We start from the raw sequence: 18,242 nt of genomic DNA on the forward strand, positions 1-18,242 counted from the left end.
GGCCGGCTCTATCGTTTTGCGATAAGGCCGGCCCGATCCATAACCACGGCTCAACCCTCGATGAACTCCACCACCGGCATCTGCCGCTTCATCAACACCTTGCCGCCACGGATCGAATATAACGGCAGGCCCTGGCTGCGGATCACTTCGTAATCGCTGTCTGCCGACAGGATCAGCAGGTTCGCCGGGCGGCCCTGTTCAAGACCGTAGCGCTCACCGAGGTGCATGGCCTTGGCGCTGTTGTCGGTGACCAGATCCAGTGCGCTTTGCAGGTTGCGGTAACCGAGCATGTGGCAGATGTGCAGCCCGGCTTCGAGTACGCGCAGGATGTTGCCGTTGCCCAGTGGATACCATGGGTCGACGATCGAATCCTGACCGAAGCAGACGTTCATGCCTGCTTCAAGCAGCTCGTTGACGCGGGTCACGCCACGGCGTTTCGGGAAGGTGTCGAAGCGGCCTTGCAGGTGAATGCTTTCGGTCGGGCAGGAGACAAAACTGATCCCCGAGTGCCCGAGCAGGCGGAACAGTTTGGCGCAGTAGGCGTTGTCGTAGGAACCCATCGCCGTGGTGTGACTGGCCGTCACGAGCGCGCCTATGTCGCGGCTGCGGGCCTCTTCGGCCAGCACTTCGAGGAAGCGCGAATGCGGGTCGTCGGTTTCGTCGCAGTGCACGTCCACCAGGCAACCGGTGCGCTCGGCCAGGTCCATCAGAAACTTCACTGAGCTGACGCCCTGATCGCGGGTGTATTCGAAATGCGGAATCCCGCCGACCACGTCCGCGCCCATGCGGATCGCTTCTTCCATCAGTTCGCGGCCATTGCGGAACGACTCGATGCCTTCCTGAGGGAACGCGACGATTTGCAGGTCGATCAGGTGACGGCTTTCTTCGCGCACTTCGAGCATCGCTTTGAGCGCGGTGAGTTGCGGGTCGGTGACGTCGACGTGGGTGCGCACGTGCTGGATGCCGTGGGCGGCCAGGGTCTGGATGGTTTTTTTCGCCCGGGCTTTGGTGTCTTCCTGGGTGATGGTGACCTTGCGCTCGCCCCAGCATTCGATGCCTTCGAACAGCGTGCCGCTCATGTTCCAGCGTGGCTCGCCGGCGGTCAGGGTGGCGTCGAGGTGAATGTGCGGTTCGACGAAGGGCGGCACCACCAGATTGCCGCCGGCGTCGAGGTCGTCGGGGCCCAGGGTCGGCGCTTCGGTCTGGCGCGCGATGCTGCGGATCAGGCCATCTTCGAGGTGCAATTCGTGCAGACCTTCCTGGTTGCGCAGTCGGGCGTTGATGATGTGCATCGGGCGAATCCTTTTATAGATCTTGTAGAGGGGCGGCCGCGTTGCGGGCGCCGAGCAGGCCGGTCACTGCGATATACGTTAACGCGGCAACGGCGATGCCGACCAGCGGCGCGACCCACGGCGAGCCGAACGCAGCGACGGTTCCAGCCGCGTAGGCCGCCAGGCCCGGCCAGTTGAACGCGGGCAGGCGCGCATCGGCAAGACGTGGATATTGACCGCGCCAGCGGAAGAAAAAGTCCGCCATGATCACCCCGCCAATCGGCGGAATCACCGTGCCGAGCAGGATCAGATAAGGCACCAGCATGTCGTACATGCCCAGCAACGCGAGTGCCGTGCCGATCACGGCACCGACCAGGGTCACGGTCTTGCGGCGTCCGGTACGCAGCAGATTGCAACCGGCGACGGCGAAGTTGTAGATGGTGTTGTCCTGGGTGCTCCAGATGTTCAGCAACAGCATCGCCATCGCCGCCATGGCGAAGCCCTGCAACAGCAACACTTCGACCACGTCGGGTTGTTGATAGACGATCGCGCCGTAAGCGCCGATCAGCACCATCAGTCCGTTGCCGATGAAAAAGCCAATGAGGCTGGCCAGCACCGCGACCCGTGCCGAACGGGAAAAACGCGTCCAGTTGGTGGCCTGGGTCGCGCCGCTGACGAAGGTGCCGAACACCAGTGTGATAGCGGTCGACCAGTCCAGCGAACCGCTGGGTACGACGCTGAGCAATCCGTCGAGGCCGCCGACTTTCACGGTCGCGACCCACATCGACAGCATCAGCAGCAACATCATCGCCGGTACCGCGATGTACGACAGGATCTCCAGGCCGCGATAACCGACATACGCCGTGGCGCAGAACACCAGGCCGAACAGCACCATCAGCCCCAGCACCGTGCCTTCGTTCAGGTCGAAATACTTGCCGAGCACCACCGCCGCCGTCGCGGTGCCCCAGGCGTACCAGCCGATCTGGGTGAACCCGAGAATCAGGTCGCTGAGCTTGCTGCCGACTTCGCCAAAACAGAAACGTCCCATCAGCACCGAATTCAGGCCGCTCTTGAAGGCGATGTAACCGAGGCCTGCGGCGTACACGCCGAGCAGCAGGTTGCCGATGACGATGACGGCGAGCATTTCGCCGAAGTTGAATGCCACACCGAGCTTGCCGCCGGCAAACATGGTCGCGGTGAAGAAGGTGAATCCCAGCAGCACCATCGCCGTGGAGGCCAGGCCTTTGCGTGCGTGCATCGGGACTTCACTGAGGGGGTAATCGTTGCCGGGATCGTTCTGCGTCATGGGGGCGTTCCTTGCTGGAAAGGGGAGGACGCGAAGAGGTTGCAGCGGTCGTGCCAAACGCAATGTTGCGGATATTTATAGACGAGACACGGATGATCGGCGCGAAAGCAGTGCATTTGGCGCCTTGCCGAACCATGGGGGAGCAGGGCGTCCCCCACGAGGTCATGGGATTCGATCAGAGGAACCGCAGCAGTGCAGCAACGATGGCTTCAGGCGCATCTTCCTGTACCAGATGCCCGGCATTCGGGATCGGATGGAACTGCGATCCGGGGATCATCTGATGCAATGCCCGGCCGCGTTCGATGGGAATCCACTGATCCTCCTCACCCCAGAGAATCTGCACCGGGCAGCGGATCGTTGGGTACAGCGACTGCACCTCCAGTGTGAAGCGCTGGTCCATCTGTGCAATCTGCCGGTAGAACGCCGCTTGTCCCGGATCGCCCAGCCACGGCTGCACGTAGGGCGCCAGTTCATCATCCGGAATGTCACGATGAATCGCCCCACGAATGTAGGCCGGGACGATGGTGCGCTGGATGTAATCGGGCAGGTCGCTGAACGCCGCTTCATGCTGGCGCACGTGCTGCACGAACGGCGAACCCCAGGGCGTCAGCGCCACCGGGTCGATCAGCGTCAGGGTGCGGTAATCCTTGCCATTGAGCAGATGCGCGCGCAGGGCGGTGGCGCCGCCGAAGTCGTGGGCAACCACGTCCGGGCGTTGCAGGCCCCAGTGATCCAGCAGTTGCGCGAGCAATTCGTTTTGCACGCCCAGGGAGACATCGGCGTCCGGTTGTTCGGATCGTCCGTAGCCCAGCAGGTCGAAGTAATGCACCCGATGGCTGGCGAAAAAATGCGGCGCGATGCGGTGCCACACGTAGGAAGAGAAGGGTGTGCCGTGCACGAACACCAGCGGCGGGCCGTCGCCGCGCACCCCGTGGCGAATCTGTCGCCCGTTGAAGTCAAAGACCTGATCCAGCAGCCAGTCCGTCATGGGCCTGTCCTCTTGGCGGGTTCGAGCCAAAAAGCATAGGCGTAAAAAAACCACCGGTCTCGGTGGTTTTTTGGTGTCGCTGGATTTACTCGCCGCGATAGATGCAACCGCTGGTGCAGGTCTCGTGGATGCGGATCGCACTGAGTTCCGGCAGCAGGGGCTTCAACTCATTCCAGATGAACTTGGCCAGCACTTCGCTGGTCGGGTTCTCAAGGCCCGGAATATCGTTCAGGTAGTTGTGGTCCAGACGCTCGTACAGCGGCTTGAAAATCGCCTTGATCTCGGAGAAATCACGGATCCAGCCGGTGTGCGGATCGAGGTCGCCGCTCAGGTGAATCGCCACTTTGAACGAGTGACCGTGCAGGCGTCCGCACTTGTGGCCGTCCGGTACGTGGGGCAGGCGGTGGGCGGATTCGAACGTAAATTCCTTGAAGATTTCCACAGTGTTTTCAGCTCTGTTGAGATGGCGTTCGCCGCAGCGAATTCGGGCAGGCGGCGAGTTTACCAGCTTGTCCAAGGCTGTGCTGACTAAAGGGTCAGCAAGCGCTCGGCGAGGCGACCATTGGCAGTCAGTTCAAGGAACTCGTCGCCCAGCCGGCGACTTTCGTCCATCGCCGCGCGCCAGTATTTCTGCCGGCTCGGTGCATCGCCCATGAAGCGCTTGAAGTCGTTACGGTCGGGGAGTTTGCCGTAGGGCAGGCGCGCCAGGTATTCCTTGGATGGCGCCAGCAACAGCACGTCCTGCAGGCGTTCCACCGAGGCTTTGCGCCAGGGCAGGTTCTTGTCGAACCAGCCCGGAATCACCCGGTCGGTGAAGTGCGGATAGAGCACGATGCCGTCGCCGCTGTAGGGCAGGTCGAGGTGATAGTCCAGCAGACCGCCATCGCGGAAGGTGCCGGCTCCGGCGCCCGGCAGGTCGCGCACGCCTTCCATGACCATCGGGATCGAGCCCGAGGCCAGCAGCGCCTGGCGCAGGTTGCCGGCATCGAGGGTAACGAAGCGCGACGGGAAATCGTTCAGCGCATGCACCGGTGGCGCCAGGCGCGGGTCGTGGATGATCAGCCGTTCGAAGTGCCGCGACAGCCGCGCCCGGCCCCGCAGGTTGTCGGCGATCACTGAACCCAGCGCCAGCCCGAGCCGGCCGCGATGATCGTCCGCCAGCCGCCCGTGGCTTTTGACCACCATGATGTTCAAGCGGTAATGGGCGTTGTCGAGCAGTACGGCATCGCGACCGTCAAGCAGGTCATCGAGCATGCGCTGCGAACTGCGGCTGACTTCACCGATGGTCACGCCCTTGTTGAAGTTCTGCTCGGTGTACAGATGACCGAGGCGGCGAATGCCTTCGGCGGCATCCGGCAGACAGGCGCTGGCGAAGCGCCAGGAACCGACCGACGCACCGATCAGCGAGCGCTCGCGCGGTGCCGCCGGCAGCCACTCGCCGAACAGCGCCAGATCCAGCCCCTGAATCCCCAACGCCTTTGGCCCACCGGCAGCGCCGGGCAGTGTGCCGACGTCGGCGGCGTTCAGGCCCTGGGCGCGGATGCGTGCCATGGCGCGCGGGCCAGCCTTGAGGGTGAGGGCAGGGAACTTGATGTGGATGGCTGTCATACCGGTCTCGATCGTTAGCAAGCGAAGAATTATAAACACATGTTGCCAGCCCTGCAGGAGCGGGTTCGATGATGGCAGTTCAGTTTCAATTAAGTTCGAATCGCTAAGGTGTCCGCCAAGGAAGCACTACCAGATATCAGGAGACACTCATGAAAATCCTCGCGACCCTGTTCATCGCGCTCCTGTTCTACGGCCTGACCTCGAACCTCGCCCACACCCGCGACTTGCTTGCGGATGAAGCCCGAAGATTGATCGACGCTGGTACCATTGTGCCGATTGAGACCGTCAAGGCCACGGCCATGGCCCGCCATCCGGATTCGACAGTCATCGATATCGAACTGGAAAAGCGCTACGGCTTTTATCTGTACCAGATCGAGCTGAAAGATCCGCAAGGCGTGGAATGGGAAATGGAACTGGACGCGAGCGACGGGCTGTTGCGCAAGGATCATCAGGACACTTAATGAAATTGTTTTTGCCGTATTCATCGACGCGCGCCACGGGCCTTATGGCCCTGGCGCTCGTTGCGTTCTGCTCGGCGCCGCTCGCTCGCGACCTGAATCAGGACGAAGCCCTGCGCCTGCGTCAGCAGGGTGTGATTCTGCCGCTGGAGCAGGTGCTGCATAACGCGCTGGATCGCTACCCCGGCGCGAAACTGCTGGAAGTCGAGCTGGAAGAAAAACACGACGTCTACATTTACGAAGTCGAGTTGCTGACCGTCGACGGTGTGACACGCGAGCTGCATCTCGAGGCCGCCACCGGCCGTTTACTGAAAGACAAGGAAGATTGACCGATGCGTTTGCTTCTGGTGGAAGACCACGTCCCCCTGGCCGATGAACTGATCGCCGGCCTGCAACGCCAGGGCTACGCCGTGGACTGGCTGACGGACGGCCGTGATGCGGTTTATCAGGGCCGTAGCGAGCCGTACGACCTGATCGTTCTCGACCTTGGCTTGCCGGGCGTGCCGGGCCTTGAAGTGCTGGCGCAATGGCGCGCCGGTGGGCTGGCGACGCCGGTGCTGATCCTCACTGCCCGGGATTCCTGGGCCGAGCGCATCGAAGGCCTGAAGGCCGGTGCCGACGATTACCTGACCAAACCCTTCCACCCGGAAGAACTGCATTTGCGCATTCAATCGTTGCTGCGCCGCTCCAAGGGGCAGGCCAACCAGCCGACGCTCAAGTCGGCGGGGCTGCATCTGGACGAGGGCCGCCAGTGCGTCGTGCGCGACGGCGCCGATATTCAACTGACCGCCGCCGAGTTCCGCCTGCTGCGCTACTTCATGCTGCACCCGGAGCAGATTCTTTCCAAAAGCCACCTCGCCGAACACCTCTACGATGGTGAAACCGAGCGCGACTCCAACGTGCTTGAAGTCCATGTCAACCACCTGCGCCGCAAACTCGGCAAAAGCGTGATCGAAACCCGTCGCGGCCAGGGTTATCTGTTCGGCGGACAAGCTTCGTGAGATCGATCCAGCGCCGCTTGAGCCTGGGTCTGATCAGCGTCATGGTGATCGTCGGCCTGGTGCTGGCGCAAACCAGCCTGTGGCTGTTCGAAGTGGGGTTGCAGCGTTACCTCGAAGCCGGCCTGCGCAATGACAGCGAGAGCCTGCTGGTGGCGCTGGTGCGCGGCCCGCAAGGCTTGCAGCTGGACGAGCGGCACTTGTCGCCGGCCTATCAGCGGCCGTTTTCCGGGCATTACTTCCGCATCGATTTCGCCGAGAGTCACTGGCGCTCCCGTTCGTTGTGGGATCAGGAACTGCCACTGCTGGAACGGCCAGGCCTGCACAGCAATCTGCAACTGGGGCCGGACGGTCAGCAACTGCTGGTGCTGCGCTCGGATTACAAACGGCTCGGCCAGTCGATCTCGATCAGCGTGGCCCAGGATTACACGCCTGTGCGCGAGAGCTTCCAGCGCATGCGTCAGATTGGACTGGGGCTGGGGTTGGCCGGGCTGCTGCTGATCCTGATTCTGCAACGGCTGACCGTGCATCGGGCCTTGCGTCCACTGGAAAAGGCTCGCGAGCAAATCGCCCAGTTGCAGCAGGGCCAACGCTCACAACTCGATGAACAGGTGCCGGCGGAACTGGAGCCGCTGGTGGCGCAGATCAACCATTTGCTGGCGCACACCGAAGACAGCCTCAAGCGCTCGCGAAACGCGTTGGGCAATCTTGGGCATGCACTGAAAACGCCGTTGGCGGTGCTGCTGAGCCTGGCCTCGAACGAAAAGCTCGATGCTCATCCCGAATTGCGCAAGATTCTGAAGGAACAACTGGAACAAGTGCAGCAACGGCTTAACCGCGAGCTCAATCGTGCGCGACTCTCCGGCGATGCGTTGCCGGGGGCACTGTTCGATTGCGATGCGGAACTGCCGGGGTTGCTGGCAACGTTGAACATGATCCACGGCGAACACCTGGCATTGAGCTACGTCGCGCCGACCGGGCTGCAATTGCCGTGGGACCGTGAAGACCTGCTGGAATTGCTCGGCAACCTGCTGGACAACGCCTGCAAATGGGCGGATGCCGAGGTGCGTCTGAGCGTGATCGAGAAGGCTGAAGGTTTTGTGCTGAGTGTGGAGGACGACGGGCCGGGGATTCCCGAAGCACAGCGCGATCAGGTGTTCAGTCGGGGGGCGCGGCTGGATGAGCAGACCCATGGGCATGGGTTGGGGCTGGGGATTGTGCGGGATATTGTCGAGACGTGGGGCGGGGTTTTGGTGCTGGGGGAGAGTGAGTGGGGTGGGTTGAGGGTGGAGATTCAGTTGCCTCGGCGTTAAACCCGCTCCCACAGGGATCTGTGGTGAGCGGGCTTGAGCGTCAGACCCGGAACTGATCCATAAGACTCTGCTGCTGATTCGCCAGACTATTGAGCGACTGACTCACCCGCGCCGATTCATTCGCCTGCCCCGACAGCGATTCCGTCACATCACGAATCGTCGCCACGTTGTTGTTGATCTCTTCGGCCACCGCGCTCTGTTCTTCGGCGGCGCTGGCGATCTGCAGGTTCATGTCGCTGATCACCGTCACCGCATCGCCGATCTGGCGCAGCGCGGTCACGGCCTGGCCGACCTGTTCGACGCTGCCCTGAGCCTGACGATGGCTGTTGCCCATCGAACCGACCACGTCCTGCGTGCCACTTTGCAGTTGTTCGATCACCTGGCGGGTTTCTTCCACCGATTCCTGGGTGCGGCGGGCGAGGTTGCGCACTTCGTCGGCGACCACCGCAAAGCCACGACCGGCCTCACCGGCGCGGGCGGCTTCGATGGCAGCGTTGAGCGCCAGCAGGTTGGTCTGCTCGGCGATGGCGCGGATGGTTTCCAGCACCGCGCCAATTTTCTCGCTGTTGGCGGCCAGGCCTTCGACCTGGATCATCGCGGCGCTCATGTCGGCGGCGAGGTGGTCGATGCTGGCGGTGGTGCGGTCGATCACGGTCAGGCCCTGACGGGTAGCGCGATCGGCATCTTTTGCCGCTTCGGCCGCTTGGGCGGCGCTGCGGGCCACGTCCTGGGCAGTGGCGCTCATTTCGTGGGACGCGGTGGCCACCTGATCGACTTGACGGTATTGCTGTTCCATGCCGGCGCTGGTCTGGGTGGCAATGGCCGAGGACTGGTCGGCAGTGTTGCGCGCGTCCTGCACCGAGCGTTTCACCTCGGCGATGATCGGTTGCAGCTTGTCGAGGAAGCGGTTGAACCAACCGGCCAACTGACCGAGTTCGTCTTTCTTGTCATAGGCCAGACGACGGGTCAGGTCACCTTCGCCGCTGGCGATGTCTTCCAGCATGTGGGCCACGCCAAGGATCGGCTTGGTCACGCTGCGTGCCATCAGCCACACCAATAGCAGGCCGACCAGCGCGGCGAGCACGCCCAGGCTCAGTTCGATCAGCGTGCCCGAGGTGTTGCTGGCATCCAGTTGTTGCTTGAGCGCTTCGGCGCGGCTGACCAGGACTTTCTCCGGTACATCGAGCAGCACGCCCCACGACGGGCCACCGGGAATCGGCTGGAACGGCGACAGCACTTTCAGCTGCGCGTTGCTGTGCAGGCTGCTGACGGTTTTGCTCGAGGCCAGCAGGCGCAGCAATTCAGCGCCGCTGGTGGTGTCCACGGCGTCGAGGCGCTGGCTGAGTTTGCTGGCGTCCGGGCTGTAACCGGCGAGCAGGCCGGCGGGGCTGATGATGCTCACGGCGGTCTGGCCGTCATAGAGCTTTTTGCTGGCGCCCTGGCTGATCGCTTGCAGGCTGTTGAGGTTGATGTCCACCGACAGCGAGGCGATGACTTTGCCGTTGACCATCAGCGGGAACACGATGCTGGTCATCAGCACGTTTTGCCCGTCGATCACATAGAAGTACGGCTCGATCACGCACGGCTTGAGCGTGGTGCGCGGGCAGGTGAACCAGGCGTTGGCGGCCTGGCCGCTGGGGCCGGTGCTGGTGTCGGCCATGTCGCTTTCCGGCAGCGCCATCGAGGTGACCTTGCCTGGGGTCGGCTGCGACCAGTACAGGGCGAAGCGGCCCTTGTCGTTGCTGCCCAGTTCGGCCTGGCCGGCGAACAGTTCATCCTTGCCGTCCAGCGCGTTGGCTTCGAACACCAGCGACAGGCCGAGCAATTCCGGGTTGGCCTGCAGCGCCGATTTCACCTGACGCGTCATGTCTTCGCGCAGGTCGAAGGCATCGAGGAAGCGCTTCTCGGCCTGTTCGCGCAGGAACAGCACCTGCCGCGAGAAGCCATGGCCATATTGATAGGCGTCCATGAACTGCTGGCGAATGCCCGCGGCCTGAACTTCGCCCTGGGATTCGATGCGAGCCTGGGCCGACTCGGTGAGCATTTCCATGCTCGAAGCTTTCACCAGTTCAGAACTGTGCTCCATGCGATACAGCGAAAGACCCACCAACAGGGTCACGATACCGGCCAGGCAGAGCCCGGCGAGCAGGGTGATTTTCCATTGGATGGAAAGTTGTCTGAGCGACATGGAGACGTCCTTATTCGATAAATATCTGAGACTTTGCACTGTAACGGCCGCGTTTCGACTTTCTTTATGGCGCAAATGCAATATGGCGAATTGACGCACGTTGTGGCGGATATGCCATCGTTCGCAGTTTGATCATGGAAAGTTACACAGTGTCGCGACCGGTCGCTTTGACACTGCGCCCGCTCTGCGGCACAGTGCGCGCCCTTCTAATAAGACCCTCTATGCAAATCCGCTGGCGACCCTCGTGGCTTGCCGGCCGGACTCATCCTGTCTGGCGGTGAATGGCTTTACCGTCGTGTTTTTGAGGTAGTGAAATGAATGCAGTGATTGCTGCGGTCGGCGTCATGCTGATCCTCAGCCTGTCCCGTGTGCATGTGGTGATCGCGTTGATCGTCGGTGCGCTGGTCGGTGGCCTGACTGGCGGCCTGGGCATCGACGCCACGCTCAAGGCGTTCAACAGTGGCCTGGGCGGCGGTGCGACGGTGGCGTTGTCCTACGCGTTGCTTGGTGCTTTCGCGGTGGCGATTGCCAAGTCTGGCCTGGCCCATGCGCTGGCCGACAAGGCCCTGGCGATGGTCGATCGCCAGCATGCGACCGGGGGCGGCAGCGTCAAATGGCTGCTGATCGGTCTGTTGTGGGTGGTGGCGATTGCTTCGCAGAACATCCTGCCGATCCACATCGCGTTCATTCCGTTGCTGGTGCCGCCGCTTCTATATGTACTGACCAAGCTGCAACTGGATCGCCGGCTGATCGCCTGCGTCATGACCTTCGGCCTGATCACGCCGTACATGGTGTTTCCGGTCGGCTTCGGCAACATCTTCCTCAACCAGATCCTGCTGGCCAACGTCAGCAAGGCCGGCGTGGACATCAGCCAGGTCAACGTCATGCACGCGATGGCCATCCCGGCGGCGGGCATGGTGTTCGGTCTGTTGATGGCGGTGTTCTTCAGCTACCGCAAGAAGCGTGTCTACGACCTGGAAAAGATCGAGCAGGTGGAGCAGGTCAGCGTCGCCTACAACCCGATGACGATCGGCATCGCCGGCCTGGCTATCGCCGCAGCCTTCATTATTCAGTTGCTGCTGGATTCGATGATTATCGGGGCGCTGGCCGGGTTTCTGATTTTCTCGGCGTCGGGCATCGTCAAGTGGCGCGAGACTGACGGGCTGTTCACCGAAGGCATGAAGATGATGGCGATGATCGGTTTCATCATGATCGCCGCCTCAGGGTTTGCCGAAGTGCTGAAGGCCACCGGCGAGGTGCGCACACTGGTCGAAAGCGCGGCGGCGCAGATTGATCACAGCAAGGCCATTGGCGCGCTGCTGATGCTGCTGGTGGGGCTGATGGTGACCATCGGCATCGGTTCGTCGTTTTCCACAGTGCCGATTCTGGCGGCGATTTTCGTGCCGCTGTGCGTGCAGCTGGGTTTCAGCCCGATGGCGATTGTCTGCATCGTCGGCACTGCGGGTGCTCTGGGCGACACCGGTTCGCCAGCCTCGGACTCGACCCTCGGCCCGACTTCCGGCCTGAACATCGACGGCCAGCATCACCACATCTGGGACACCGTGGTGCCGACCTTCCTGCACTACAATCTGCCGTTGCTGGCGGCGGGCTGGATGGCCGCGATGGTCCTGTAACACCCACTCTGATCGTTCCCACGCTCTGCGTGGGAATGCAGCCCGGGACGCTCTGCGTCCAGAAGCGTGACGCAGAGCGTCACAAGAGGCATTCCCACGCAGAGCGTGGGAACGATCGGCGTCGAGGTGCCGAACTCAGGTCGCAGCTCAACTTTTGCTTTCGCGTGCCGTTAACGCCTTTAACCACGCCAATAAAACCAAAAGAGTGAGCACCCATGCGCCTGAGTCTCAAGGCTAAAGTCCTGTCCCTTGCCGTCCTTCCGGTCTTGCTCTTTGCGCTGGTGATCAGCCTGACCACGCTGTTCATCCTCCAGGAGCAGGCGCACAAGGAAGTCGAACAGACCCGCGAACGCCTGCTCGGCGACGCCAAGGCCACCCTGGCTAGTTATGTCGCCGTGGCCATGACCACCATCAAACCGCTGTACGACGCTGCCGCCCCCGGTGACGCCGACGCGCGGGCGCAGGTGATCAAACTGCTGTCGAGCATCAAGTACGGCAAGGACGGCTACTTCTTCGGCTACGACTCCGAGACCGTGCGCCTGTTCAAGTCCACCGACCCTGACGGCGTGGGCAAGAGCTTCAAGGACAACCGCGACCCGAACGGCGTCTACGTCAACCGCGATCTGGTGAAGGTGGCGAAGGACGGTACTCACTACCTGCAATACAGCTCGCCGCTACCGGGTAACGCCCAGGTGCTGGTGCCGAAACTCGGTTACACCGAATACCTGCCGAAGTGGGACATGGCGTTCGGTACGTCGGTCAACCTCGACGGCATCGAGGCGCAAGTGGCGCTGGTTCAGGCCCAGGTTCAGGACCGAATGGAAGGCGTGGTGCTGAGCATCGTCGGCGTGGCGGTAATCGTGTTGCTGCTGATCGCGGTGGCGGGGCTGGTGCTGGCCAATACCATTTTGCGGCCGCTGACCCTGATGAAAGCCAACCTCGACGACATTGCCGCGGGTGAGGGCGACCTGACTCGTCGCCTGACCATCACCAGCCAGGACGAACTCGGCGAACTGGCCGGTTCGTTCAACCGCTTTGTCGACAAGATCCACGGCCTGGTGCGGCAAATCACCGAGATGACTTCGCAACTGACCGGGCTGGTGACGCAGGTCTCGGATCAGGCCCAGCGCTCCGACCAGGCCATGGAGCGTCAGCGCCACGAGACCGATCAGGTCGCCACGGCGATCAACGAAATGTCCGCTGCCGCGCAGGAAGTTGCCAAGAGCGCACAGAACGCCGCCGTCGCTGCACAGCAGACCGACGAAGAAGGCCAGACCGCCAAACGCGTGGTGGCCGGCAGCATCAAGCAGATTCATGCGCTGGTGGACGACATCCGCAGCAGTGGCGTGTCCCTCGACAGCCTGCAGCAGGACGTGTCGTCGATTGTCGGCGTGCTCGGGGTGATCCGCTCGATCGCCGAACAGACCAACCTGCTGGCACTCAACGCCGCGATTGAAGCAGCACGGGCCGGTGAGGCCGGGCGTGGGTTTGCGGTGGTGGCGGACGAGGTGCGGGCGCTGGCTTCACGCACGCAGATCAGCACTCAGGAAATTCAGGGGATGATTGATCGCTTGCAGGCCGGTACGCAGTCGGCGGTTGAAGCGATGCGCCGCTCCAGCGAGGCGGGTGATGGCACGTCTGCCCAGGCCAATCAGGCGGGGGCGTCGCTGGATGCCATGGCGGATCTGATCGCGACCATCAACTCGATGAACGCCCAGATCGCCAGTGCTGCCGAAGAGCAGACGGCGGTGGCGGAAGAGATCAACCGTAGCGTGCATCAGATTGCGGTGGCGGTGGATAACGTGGCGGATGAGACCCAGTTGGGGGCGCAGACTTCGCGGAGTCTGGCGGATTTGGGGCAGCGGCTGGGTAAGTTGGTTGGGCAGTTCCGTATCTGACCCCTGAAAGCCCCCTCACCCTAACCCTCTCCCGGAGGGAGAGGGGACTGACCGCAGTGTCTTGCGTCATACATCGACCTGAAAAAACCAGTCGATTATGGATTCAAAGCTAATCGCTCACGTCGGTGCATTTCTTAAATATCCCCCAATCGGTCCCCTCTCCCTCCGGGAGAGGGTTAGGGTGAGGGCTGGCTTTTGATCTTCAGGGTCGATCCCAATAAGGAACCTCCCCAAAACACTCAACAAAGAAATCAATCACCGTCCGCACCTTCACCGACAACCGCCGGCTCCCCGGCCACAGCACCGCAATCTGCTGCGGCTCGACACTGTTCGACACCTGATAATCCCCCAGCACCGGCACCAGCGTGCCCTCACGCACCGCCTCGCCGATCAGCCATGACGGAAACATCACCAGCCCCAAACCCTGTTCGGCGGCCTGGGTCAACGTGTCGGCGTGGTTGCCGGTGATCGGGCCCTTGACCGAAAACGGCGTCCACTCGCCCTGACCCTGACGGAAGAACCAGCGCTGTTGGCCGGTCGCGCCCTTGTAGGCCAGGCACTGGTGGCGGGCGAGGTCTTCGGGATGCTGCGGTGTGCTGAAGCGCTTGAGATACGCCGGGCTGGCCGCGACCTGAAACCGGTGCGGTGCCAGGATCCGCGCCTGCATGCTCGAATCGTGCAGCGGGCCGATGCGGAACAGCAGGTCGGCGCCTTCCTGCAGCGGGTCGATGTAGTGGTCGGTCTGCTGGATGTCCAGTTGCAGCTTTGGGTAGCGCTCGCACAGACGGCCCAACCATGGCGTCAGATGACGTTGGCCGAACACCACCGGGGCGTTGATCCGCACCAGTCCGGTCGGTTCGCTTTGCTGTTCCTGCAACGCCTGTTCGGCTTCCTCCAGTTGCACCAGCACCAGCCGCGCGTGGTGGCCGAGCATGCGCCCGGCTTCGGTTGGTGTGACCGCGCGGGTGTGGCGGTAAAGCAGTTGCTGGTTCAGCGCTTGCTCCATCAACTGGATCTGCCGGGATATCGAAGAGGGCGCCACGCCCTCGCGGCGGGCGACTTCGGAAAAGCTGCCGTGATCGAGCACGGCCACAAACAGCCTTAGCGCCTTGAATCCCAGTTCGTTGAGCCCGTGCATCGTGTGTCCTGCTGTGCGAGTAGCGCAAAAGTGTTGTCAGGATGCTCCCATTTATCGCACAGCTGCGCCAGCCGATAATCCGCGCCATCGTTTCCTTCAGAGGTTTTTTAGATGCAGTCGTTTGATGAAGTGAGTGCTGCGCCGGCACCTGTCGCCCGGTCCGGTTTGCGCTTGTTGCTGTTGCCGTTGGTGATTCTGGCCGGCATGGGTTTGTCGGTGGAGGCCGGGTTGCTCGGGCCGCTGGGTGAGCAGGTCGGGCACCTGTGGGCGACCTTGAGCATCTTCGGGGTTGGCTCGGCGATTCTGTTTTTGCTGTTGCTGTTTGCGGGGCCGCAGAAGGGGCCGGCGCTGACCGATTTGCCGCGCTGGCAGTTGATCGGCGGGTTTCTGGGGCCGATGTATGTGGTGGTGCTGACGTTGGCGACGCCGCATATCGGGATTGCGATGACGATGATTGCGATTTTGTCGGGGCAGGTTGGCAAGAGTGTGCTGATTGACCATTTCGGTTGGTTTGGGGCTACGCGCAAGAAGGTCAACGGTGAGCGGTGGCTGGCGTTGGGGTTGATTGTGGCGGCTTTGGTTTTGATTGCGCGGGGGTGATGAGATGAGTCTGGTTGTTTTGTTGGCGGTGGTGGTGTTGGCTGGCGCGGTGTTGAGTGTGCAGGCGGCGATCAATGGGCGTCTGGGTGAAACCGTCGGCGTTCTGCGCAGCAGTTTGTTGACGTTTGTGGTGGGGGCAGTTTCGACGGGGTTGTTGATTCTGTTTTTTGAGCCTGCGCAGGTGGTGAGTTTGTTGGAGGTGCCGAAGTGGCAGTTGAGCGGGGCGTTGTTTGGGGTGGTTTATATGATGGTGATGGTGGGGGCGGTGCCTCGGGTGGGGACTGCGGTGGCGACGGTGGCGGTGATTGTCGGGCAACTGGGGATGGGGATGTTGATTGATAATTTTGGGTGGTTGGGGAATCCGGCGATTGAGCTGTCTTCGAGTCGGGTTTTGGCGATGGTTTGTTTGGGGTTGGCGTTGGTGTTTATGTATCGCAGTAGCGTGCGGGGGGTTGATTGAGTACATATCCGTTGCTGCGGTAACGGCTTCTTAGGGTTCCGCCCTTACGGCGGGTCACTTTTGGCAAACGCCCCAAAAGTAACCAAAAGGTCTGTGCCCTGACGTACGGCCCTCGCTGTGGCTCGGGTTCCTTCGCTCCGGGATTGATCCGGGGGCATCGCCTACGGTTTGCTTCGCTGCACCTCCTCTCGATGCATGCGGCTTCGCCGCACGGTCGCTGCGCTCCCACCCCCGGATCAATCCCTCCACTCAGCCTGCCGACGGGCCTGTGCGTCAAAAGCGGTACTCGAGCTAACGCTCATCGTGTTGAGTGGTGGGGGATGGTTGAGTGAGTGGTTCGGTTGTTGGGTTGTTGGGTGGTTTTCACCTTCTACACTGGTAGCACGGCTTGTTCTTTCAGCCTCAGACAACCACCACCAAAGGAGTCTGTTCCATGGCAGATAGAAAATGCGATTGTCCGGGATGTCGTTGCACGATCAAGGAGGGTGAGCATTCTTATGTGGCGCACGGTAAGCATTATTGCTGTGAGGCCTGCGCGCATCATCACAAAAGTGGCGAGGAGTGTTCTGGCAAGGGTTGCCAGTGCGCGCACCCGAAATAACGGTCTGTATGAAACAGTGGAGCCTAGTCAGGCTCCACTTCCAGTTTCAGGCTGTCGTCGTCCAGGCGTTCGGTGTGGCGGACGGTGCCTTGCAGGCGTCGGCCTTCGACTCGGACGTCGACGGTTGTGGCCTGTTCGAGGTCTTCCGGCTGTGGGGCCGGGACGCGCAGGGCGAAGCAGTAGGGATCGTTTTCGACGGGTTCCAGGCCAACCGGGCAGTCGATACTTCTGGTGACTCGGCCGGAGGCGGTGTCCAGGCTGTAGTCCAGGTGCGCCGGGCTGCTGATGGTCGTCATGTGTGTTCCCCCGAATTAGTCCCCACCTGCGCCACAGCTTAGCTTGCCGGTCGCCACGTGACGTTTTCCACGCCGAATTTTTCCGCCGCAGGCTTGCTGGTCTTTTGCACCTTTTCCCGACCGAAACGCGGGATGCGGCCCACCCCGGCGTCGCAGCTTGCCCAGTGCCACGCCTCGGTGTTGTCCATTTTGTCCGAGCGGATAATGAACGACTTCGGCGCGCCGTGAAGGGTGTATTCGATGACAAACAGTTTTGCGTTGTTCATAAAGCCCGTCTTCCTCCCTGTGGTAATAGAAGGATCGTCGCGCACCGGGAAAATTCACTCGGATTGTCCGACGGTATCTATCAATGGCGAGCGAGGGGGCGGACTGGTTACCATGGTGTTTCCGTCAACCCCGATGAATGTTCGCCATGGCCCTCGCCGCGCCCCCCGATCTGAGTGATACCGATGTGCCGGTGCAACCGCTGGCGCGCACGTATCCGCGCGGGTTGTTCATCGAGCCGCACGAGCATGTCTGGGGGCAGTTGCTGTATGCGATGAGCGGCGTGATGTGGGTCGAGACCCCGCACGAGGCGCTGGTGGTGCCGCCGCAGCGGGCAGTGTGGTTGCCGCCGGGCGTGCCCCACGGGATTCGCGTGGTGTCGGATTTGCAGATGCGCAATATCTACCTGCGCCCGGCGCTGGCGGCGACGCTGGATGAAACCGTGCAGGTGATCGAGGTCGGTGGTCTGCTGCGCGAGTTGATCGTCGGGCTGGTGGAGCAGGGCGATAACGGCGATGCCGAGTATTACGAAGCGTTGGTCGGGCTGGCGCTGCTGGAGCTGAGACGCGCAAGGCGTTCACAGTTGAAGATTCCGCTGCCGGACGATGCCGACCGGCGGCTGATGAGTCTGTGTCAGGCGGTGATGGCTGCGCCGTCGCTGGAGATTCCTTTTGAGCAACACGCCGAAAACGCCGGGGCCAGCGTGCGTACGCTTGCACGGTTGTTCAAGGAAGGCCTGGGCATGGGCTTCGCTGAGTGGCGGCGGCAGGTGCAGTTGGCGACGGCGGTGGCGGAGTTGATCCAGGGCGTGCCGGTCAGCGCGATTGCCCGTGAGCTGGGTTATTCGCCGAGCAGTTTCAGCGACATGTTTCGCCGCGAGTTGGGTGTCGCGCCTTCGCAGTTCAGTGCAGGGCAGCTTCCAGGCTGATTTGGCCGAAATTCAGAAGTCCTTGGCCGGTGCCGGTCGCAGCCTTTCCCTAGACTTTGCCCATTCCCTTTATGTGGCGGAGTGATCCCATGAATTACCTGATTTCCCTGGGCATCGGTCTGGGTGTCGGCCTGTTGTATGGCGCGCTGGATTTCCGTTCTCCGGCGCCACCGGCCATCGCGCTGGTCGGCCTGTTGGGCATGCTGGCGGGCGAGCAGTTGTGGCCGATGGGCCGGCAACTGGTCAGTGGCTGGCTGTCCTGAATTTCCTTTTTTCATTCGGTGGATGAACTC

At 62.0% G+C, this 18,242-nt stretch carries 20 protein-coding genes and 1 pseudogene; 11 read left to right on the forward strand and 10 right to left on the reverse strand.

The window, feature by feature from the left end:
- Nucleotides 1–50: 50 nt before the first annotated feature.
- The 5 genes from codA to AC07N4_RS27680 all read right to left on the reverse strand — a co-directional run bounded on the left by codA (nucleotide 51) and on the right by AC07N4_RS27680 (nucleotide 5,173).
- On the reverse strand, nucleotides 51–1,292 hold the full coding sequence (gene codA / locus AC07N4_RS27660; protein WP_493066555.1) for a cytosine deaminase: 1,242 nt from the start codon (nucleotides 1,290–1,292) through the stop codon (nucleotides 51–53).
- Nucleotides 1,293–1,305: 13 nt separating this feature from the next.
- Nucleotides 1,306–2,577, reverse strand: a complete 1,272-nt coding sequence (codB, locus tag AC07N4_RS27665) for a cytosine permease (protein WP_102622361.1) — start codon at nucleotides 2,575–2,577, stop codon at nucleotides 1,306–1,308.
- A 175-nt stretch (nucleotides 2,578–2,752) separates the two neighbouring features.
- On the reverse strand, nucleotides 2,753–3,565 hold the full coding sequence (locus AC07N4_RS27670; RefSeq protein WP_493066556.1) for an alpha/beta fold hydrolase: 813 nt from the start codon (nucleotides 3,563–3,565) through the stop codon (nucleotides 2,753–2,755).
- 85 nt (nucleotides 3,566–3,650) lie between these two features.
- Nucleotides 3,651–4,007 (reverse strand): 6-carboxytetrahydropterin synthase QueD, encoded by a 357-nt coding sequence (gene queD / locus AC07N4_RS27675; RefSeq protein ID WP_007955941.1) that lies wholly within the window; start codon nucleotides 4,005–4,007, stop codon nucleotides 3,651–3,653.
- Nucleotides 4,008–4,093: 86 nt separating this feature from the next.
- Nucleotides 4,094–5,173: a patatin-like phospholipase family protein gene (locus AC07N4_RS27680; RefSeq protein WP_493066557.1), complete on the reverse strand. Its 1,080-nt coding sequence runs from the start codon at nucleotides 5,171–5,173 to the stop codon at nucleotides 4,094–4,096.
- Nucleotides 5,174–5,322: 149 nt separating this feature from the next.
- On the opposite strand from AC07N4_RS27680, the gene AC07N4_RS27685 reads away from it, so the two are divergent.
- Genes AC07N4_RS27685 through AC07N4_RS27700 form a run of 4 tightly spaced genes read left to right on the forward strand, consistent with a single transcriptional unit; the run spans nucleotide 5,323 to nucleotide 7,942 of the window.
- Entirely contained in the window at nucleotides 5,323–5,634 is a 312-nt protein-coding gene (locus AC07N4_RS27685; protein ID WP_102622364.1) for a PepSY domain-containing protein, read from the forward strand.
- Entirely contained in the window at nucleotides 5,634–5,960 is a 327-nt protein-coding gene (locus AC07N4_RS27690; RefSeq protein WP_096822001.1) for a PepSY domain-containing protein, read from the forward strand. Before AC07N4_RS27685 ends, AC07N4_RS27690 begins: the two co-directional genes overlap by 1 nt.
- Nucleotides 5,961–5,963: 3 nt before the next feature.
- A complete protein-coding gene (locus AC07N4_RS27695; RefSeq protein WP_102622365.1) occupies nucleotides 5,964–6,632 on the forward strand; it encodes a response regulator transcription factor in 669 nt (222 codons plus the stop codon).
- On the forward strand, nucleotides 6,629–7,942 hold the full coding sequence (locus tag AC07N4_RS27700) for an ATP-binding protein (protein ID WP_102650866.1): 1,314 nt from the start codon (nucleotides 6,629–6,631) through the stop codon (nucleotides 7,940–7,942). The genes AC07N4_RS27695 and AC07N4_RS27700 overlap by 4 nt, the downstream gene beginning before the upstream one ends.
- A gap of 40 nt (nucleotides 7,943–7,982) precedes the next feature.
- Here the strand turns inward: AC07N4_RS27700 and AC07N4_RS27705 are convergent, their stop codons facing one another.
- Nucleotides 7,983–8,738, reverse strand: coding sequence for a methyl-accepting chemotaxis protein (locus AC07N4_RS27705; protein ID WP_404943238.1), 756 nt, complete (start codon nucleotides 8,736–8,738; stop codon nucleotides 7,983–7,985).
- Nucleotides 8,739–8,840: 102 nt separating this feature from the next.
- Nucleotides 8,841–10,130: pseudogene (locus AC07N4_RS27710) on the reverse strand (cache domain-containing protein); the annotation flags it as partial.
- 314 nt (nucleotides 10,131–10,444) lie between these two features.
- Here AC07N4_RS27710 and AC07N4_RS27715 point away from each other — a divergent pair.
- Together AC07N4_RS27715 and ctpM are read left to right on the forward strand one after the other, a co-directional pair.
- A complete protein-coding gene (locus AC07N4_RS27715; protein WP_096821997.1) occupies nucleotides 10,445–11,764 on the forward strand; it encodes a Na+/H+ antiporter family protein in 1,320 nt (439 codons plus the stop codon).
- A 215-nt stretch (nucleotides 11,765–11,979) separates the two neighbouring features.
- Nucleotides 11,980–13,662, forward strand: coding sequence for a methyl-accepting chemotaxis protein CtpM (gene ctpM, locus AC07N4_RS27720; protein WP_493066558.1), 1,683 nt, complete (start codon nucleotides 11,980–11,982; stop codon nucleotides 13,660–13,662).
- 202 nt (nucleotides 13,663–13,864) lie between these two features.
- Here ctpM and AC07N4_RS27725 read toward each other — a convergent pair whose 3' ends face one another.
- The gene (locus AC07N4_RS27725; protein WP_493066559.1) at nucleotides 13,865–14,800 is read right to left on the reverse strand and encodes a LysR family transcriptional regulator; all 936 of its coding nucleotides are present in this window, start codon (nucleotides 14,798–14,800) and stop codon (nucleotides 13,865–13,867) included.
- Between the two features lie 111 nt (nucleotides 14,801–14,911).
- On the opposite strand from AC07N4_RS27725, the gene AC07N4_RS27730 reads away from it, so the two are divergent.
- The 3 genes from AC07N4_RS27730 to AC07N4_RS27740 all read left to right on the forward strand — a co-directional run bounded on the left by AC07N4_RS27730 (nucleotide 14,912) and on the right by AC07N4_RS27740 (nucleotide 16,461).
- A complete protein-coding gene (locus tag AC07N4_RS27730; protein ID WP_249489963.1) occupies nucleotides 14,912–15,400 on the forward strand; it encodes a DMT family transporter in 489 nt (162 codons plus the stop codon).
- Between the two features lie 4 nt (nucleotides 15,401–15,404).
- On the forward strand, nucleotides 15,405–15,860 hold the full coding sequence (locus AC07N4_RS27735; RefSeq protein ID WP_273538646.1) for a DMT family transporter: 456 nt from the start codon (nucleotides 15,405–15,407) through the stop codon (nucleotides 15,858–15,860).
- Nucleotides 15,861–16,293: 433 nt separating this feature from the next.
- Entirely contained in the window at nucleotides 16,294–16,461 is a 168-nt protein-coding gene (locus AC07N4_RS27740) for a metallothionein (protein ID WP_074689145.1), read from the forward strand.
- Between the two features lie 23 nt (nucleotides 16,462–16,484).
- Here AC07N4_RS27740 and AC07N4_RS27745 read toward each other — a convergent pair whose 3' ends face one another.
- Together AC07N4_RS27745 and AC07N4_RS27750 are read right to left on the reverse strand one after the other, a co-directional pair.
- Nucleotides 16,485–16,757, reverse strand: a complete 273-nt coding sequence (locus AC07N4_RS27745; protein ID WP_096821994.1) for a hypothetical protein — start codon at nucleotides 16,755–16,757, stop codon at nucleotides 16,485–16,487.
- Between the two features lie 38 nt (nucleotides 16,758–16,795).
- Nucleotides 16,796–17,023, reverse strand: a complete 228-nt coding sequence (locus AC07N4_RS27750; protein ID WP_096821993.1) for a DUF6555 family protein — start codon at nucleotides 17,021–17,023, stop codon at nucleotides 16,796–16,798.
- Nucleotides 17,024–17,169: 146 nt separating this feature from the next.
- Between AC07N4_RS27750 and AC07N4_RS27755 the strand changes: the two genes are divergently transcribed.
- A complete protein-coding gene (locus AC07N4_RS27755) occupies nucleotides 17,170–17,949 on the forward strand; it encodes an AraC family transcriptional regulator (protein ID WP_493066560.1) in 780 nt (259 codons plus the stop codon).
- An 89-nt stretch (nucleotides 17,950–18,038) separates the two neighbouring features.
- Nucleotides 18,039–18,212, forward strand: coding sequence for a DUF1427 family protein (locus tag AC07N4_RS27760; RefSeq protein WP_085733565.1), 174 nt, complete (start codon nucleotides 18,039–18,041; stop codon nucleotides 18,210–18,212).
- Nucleotides 18,213–18,242 lie beyond the last annotated feature (30 nt).

It is taken from the genome of Pseudomonas sp. GW821-FHT09E04 (assembly GCF_059416185.1).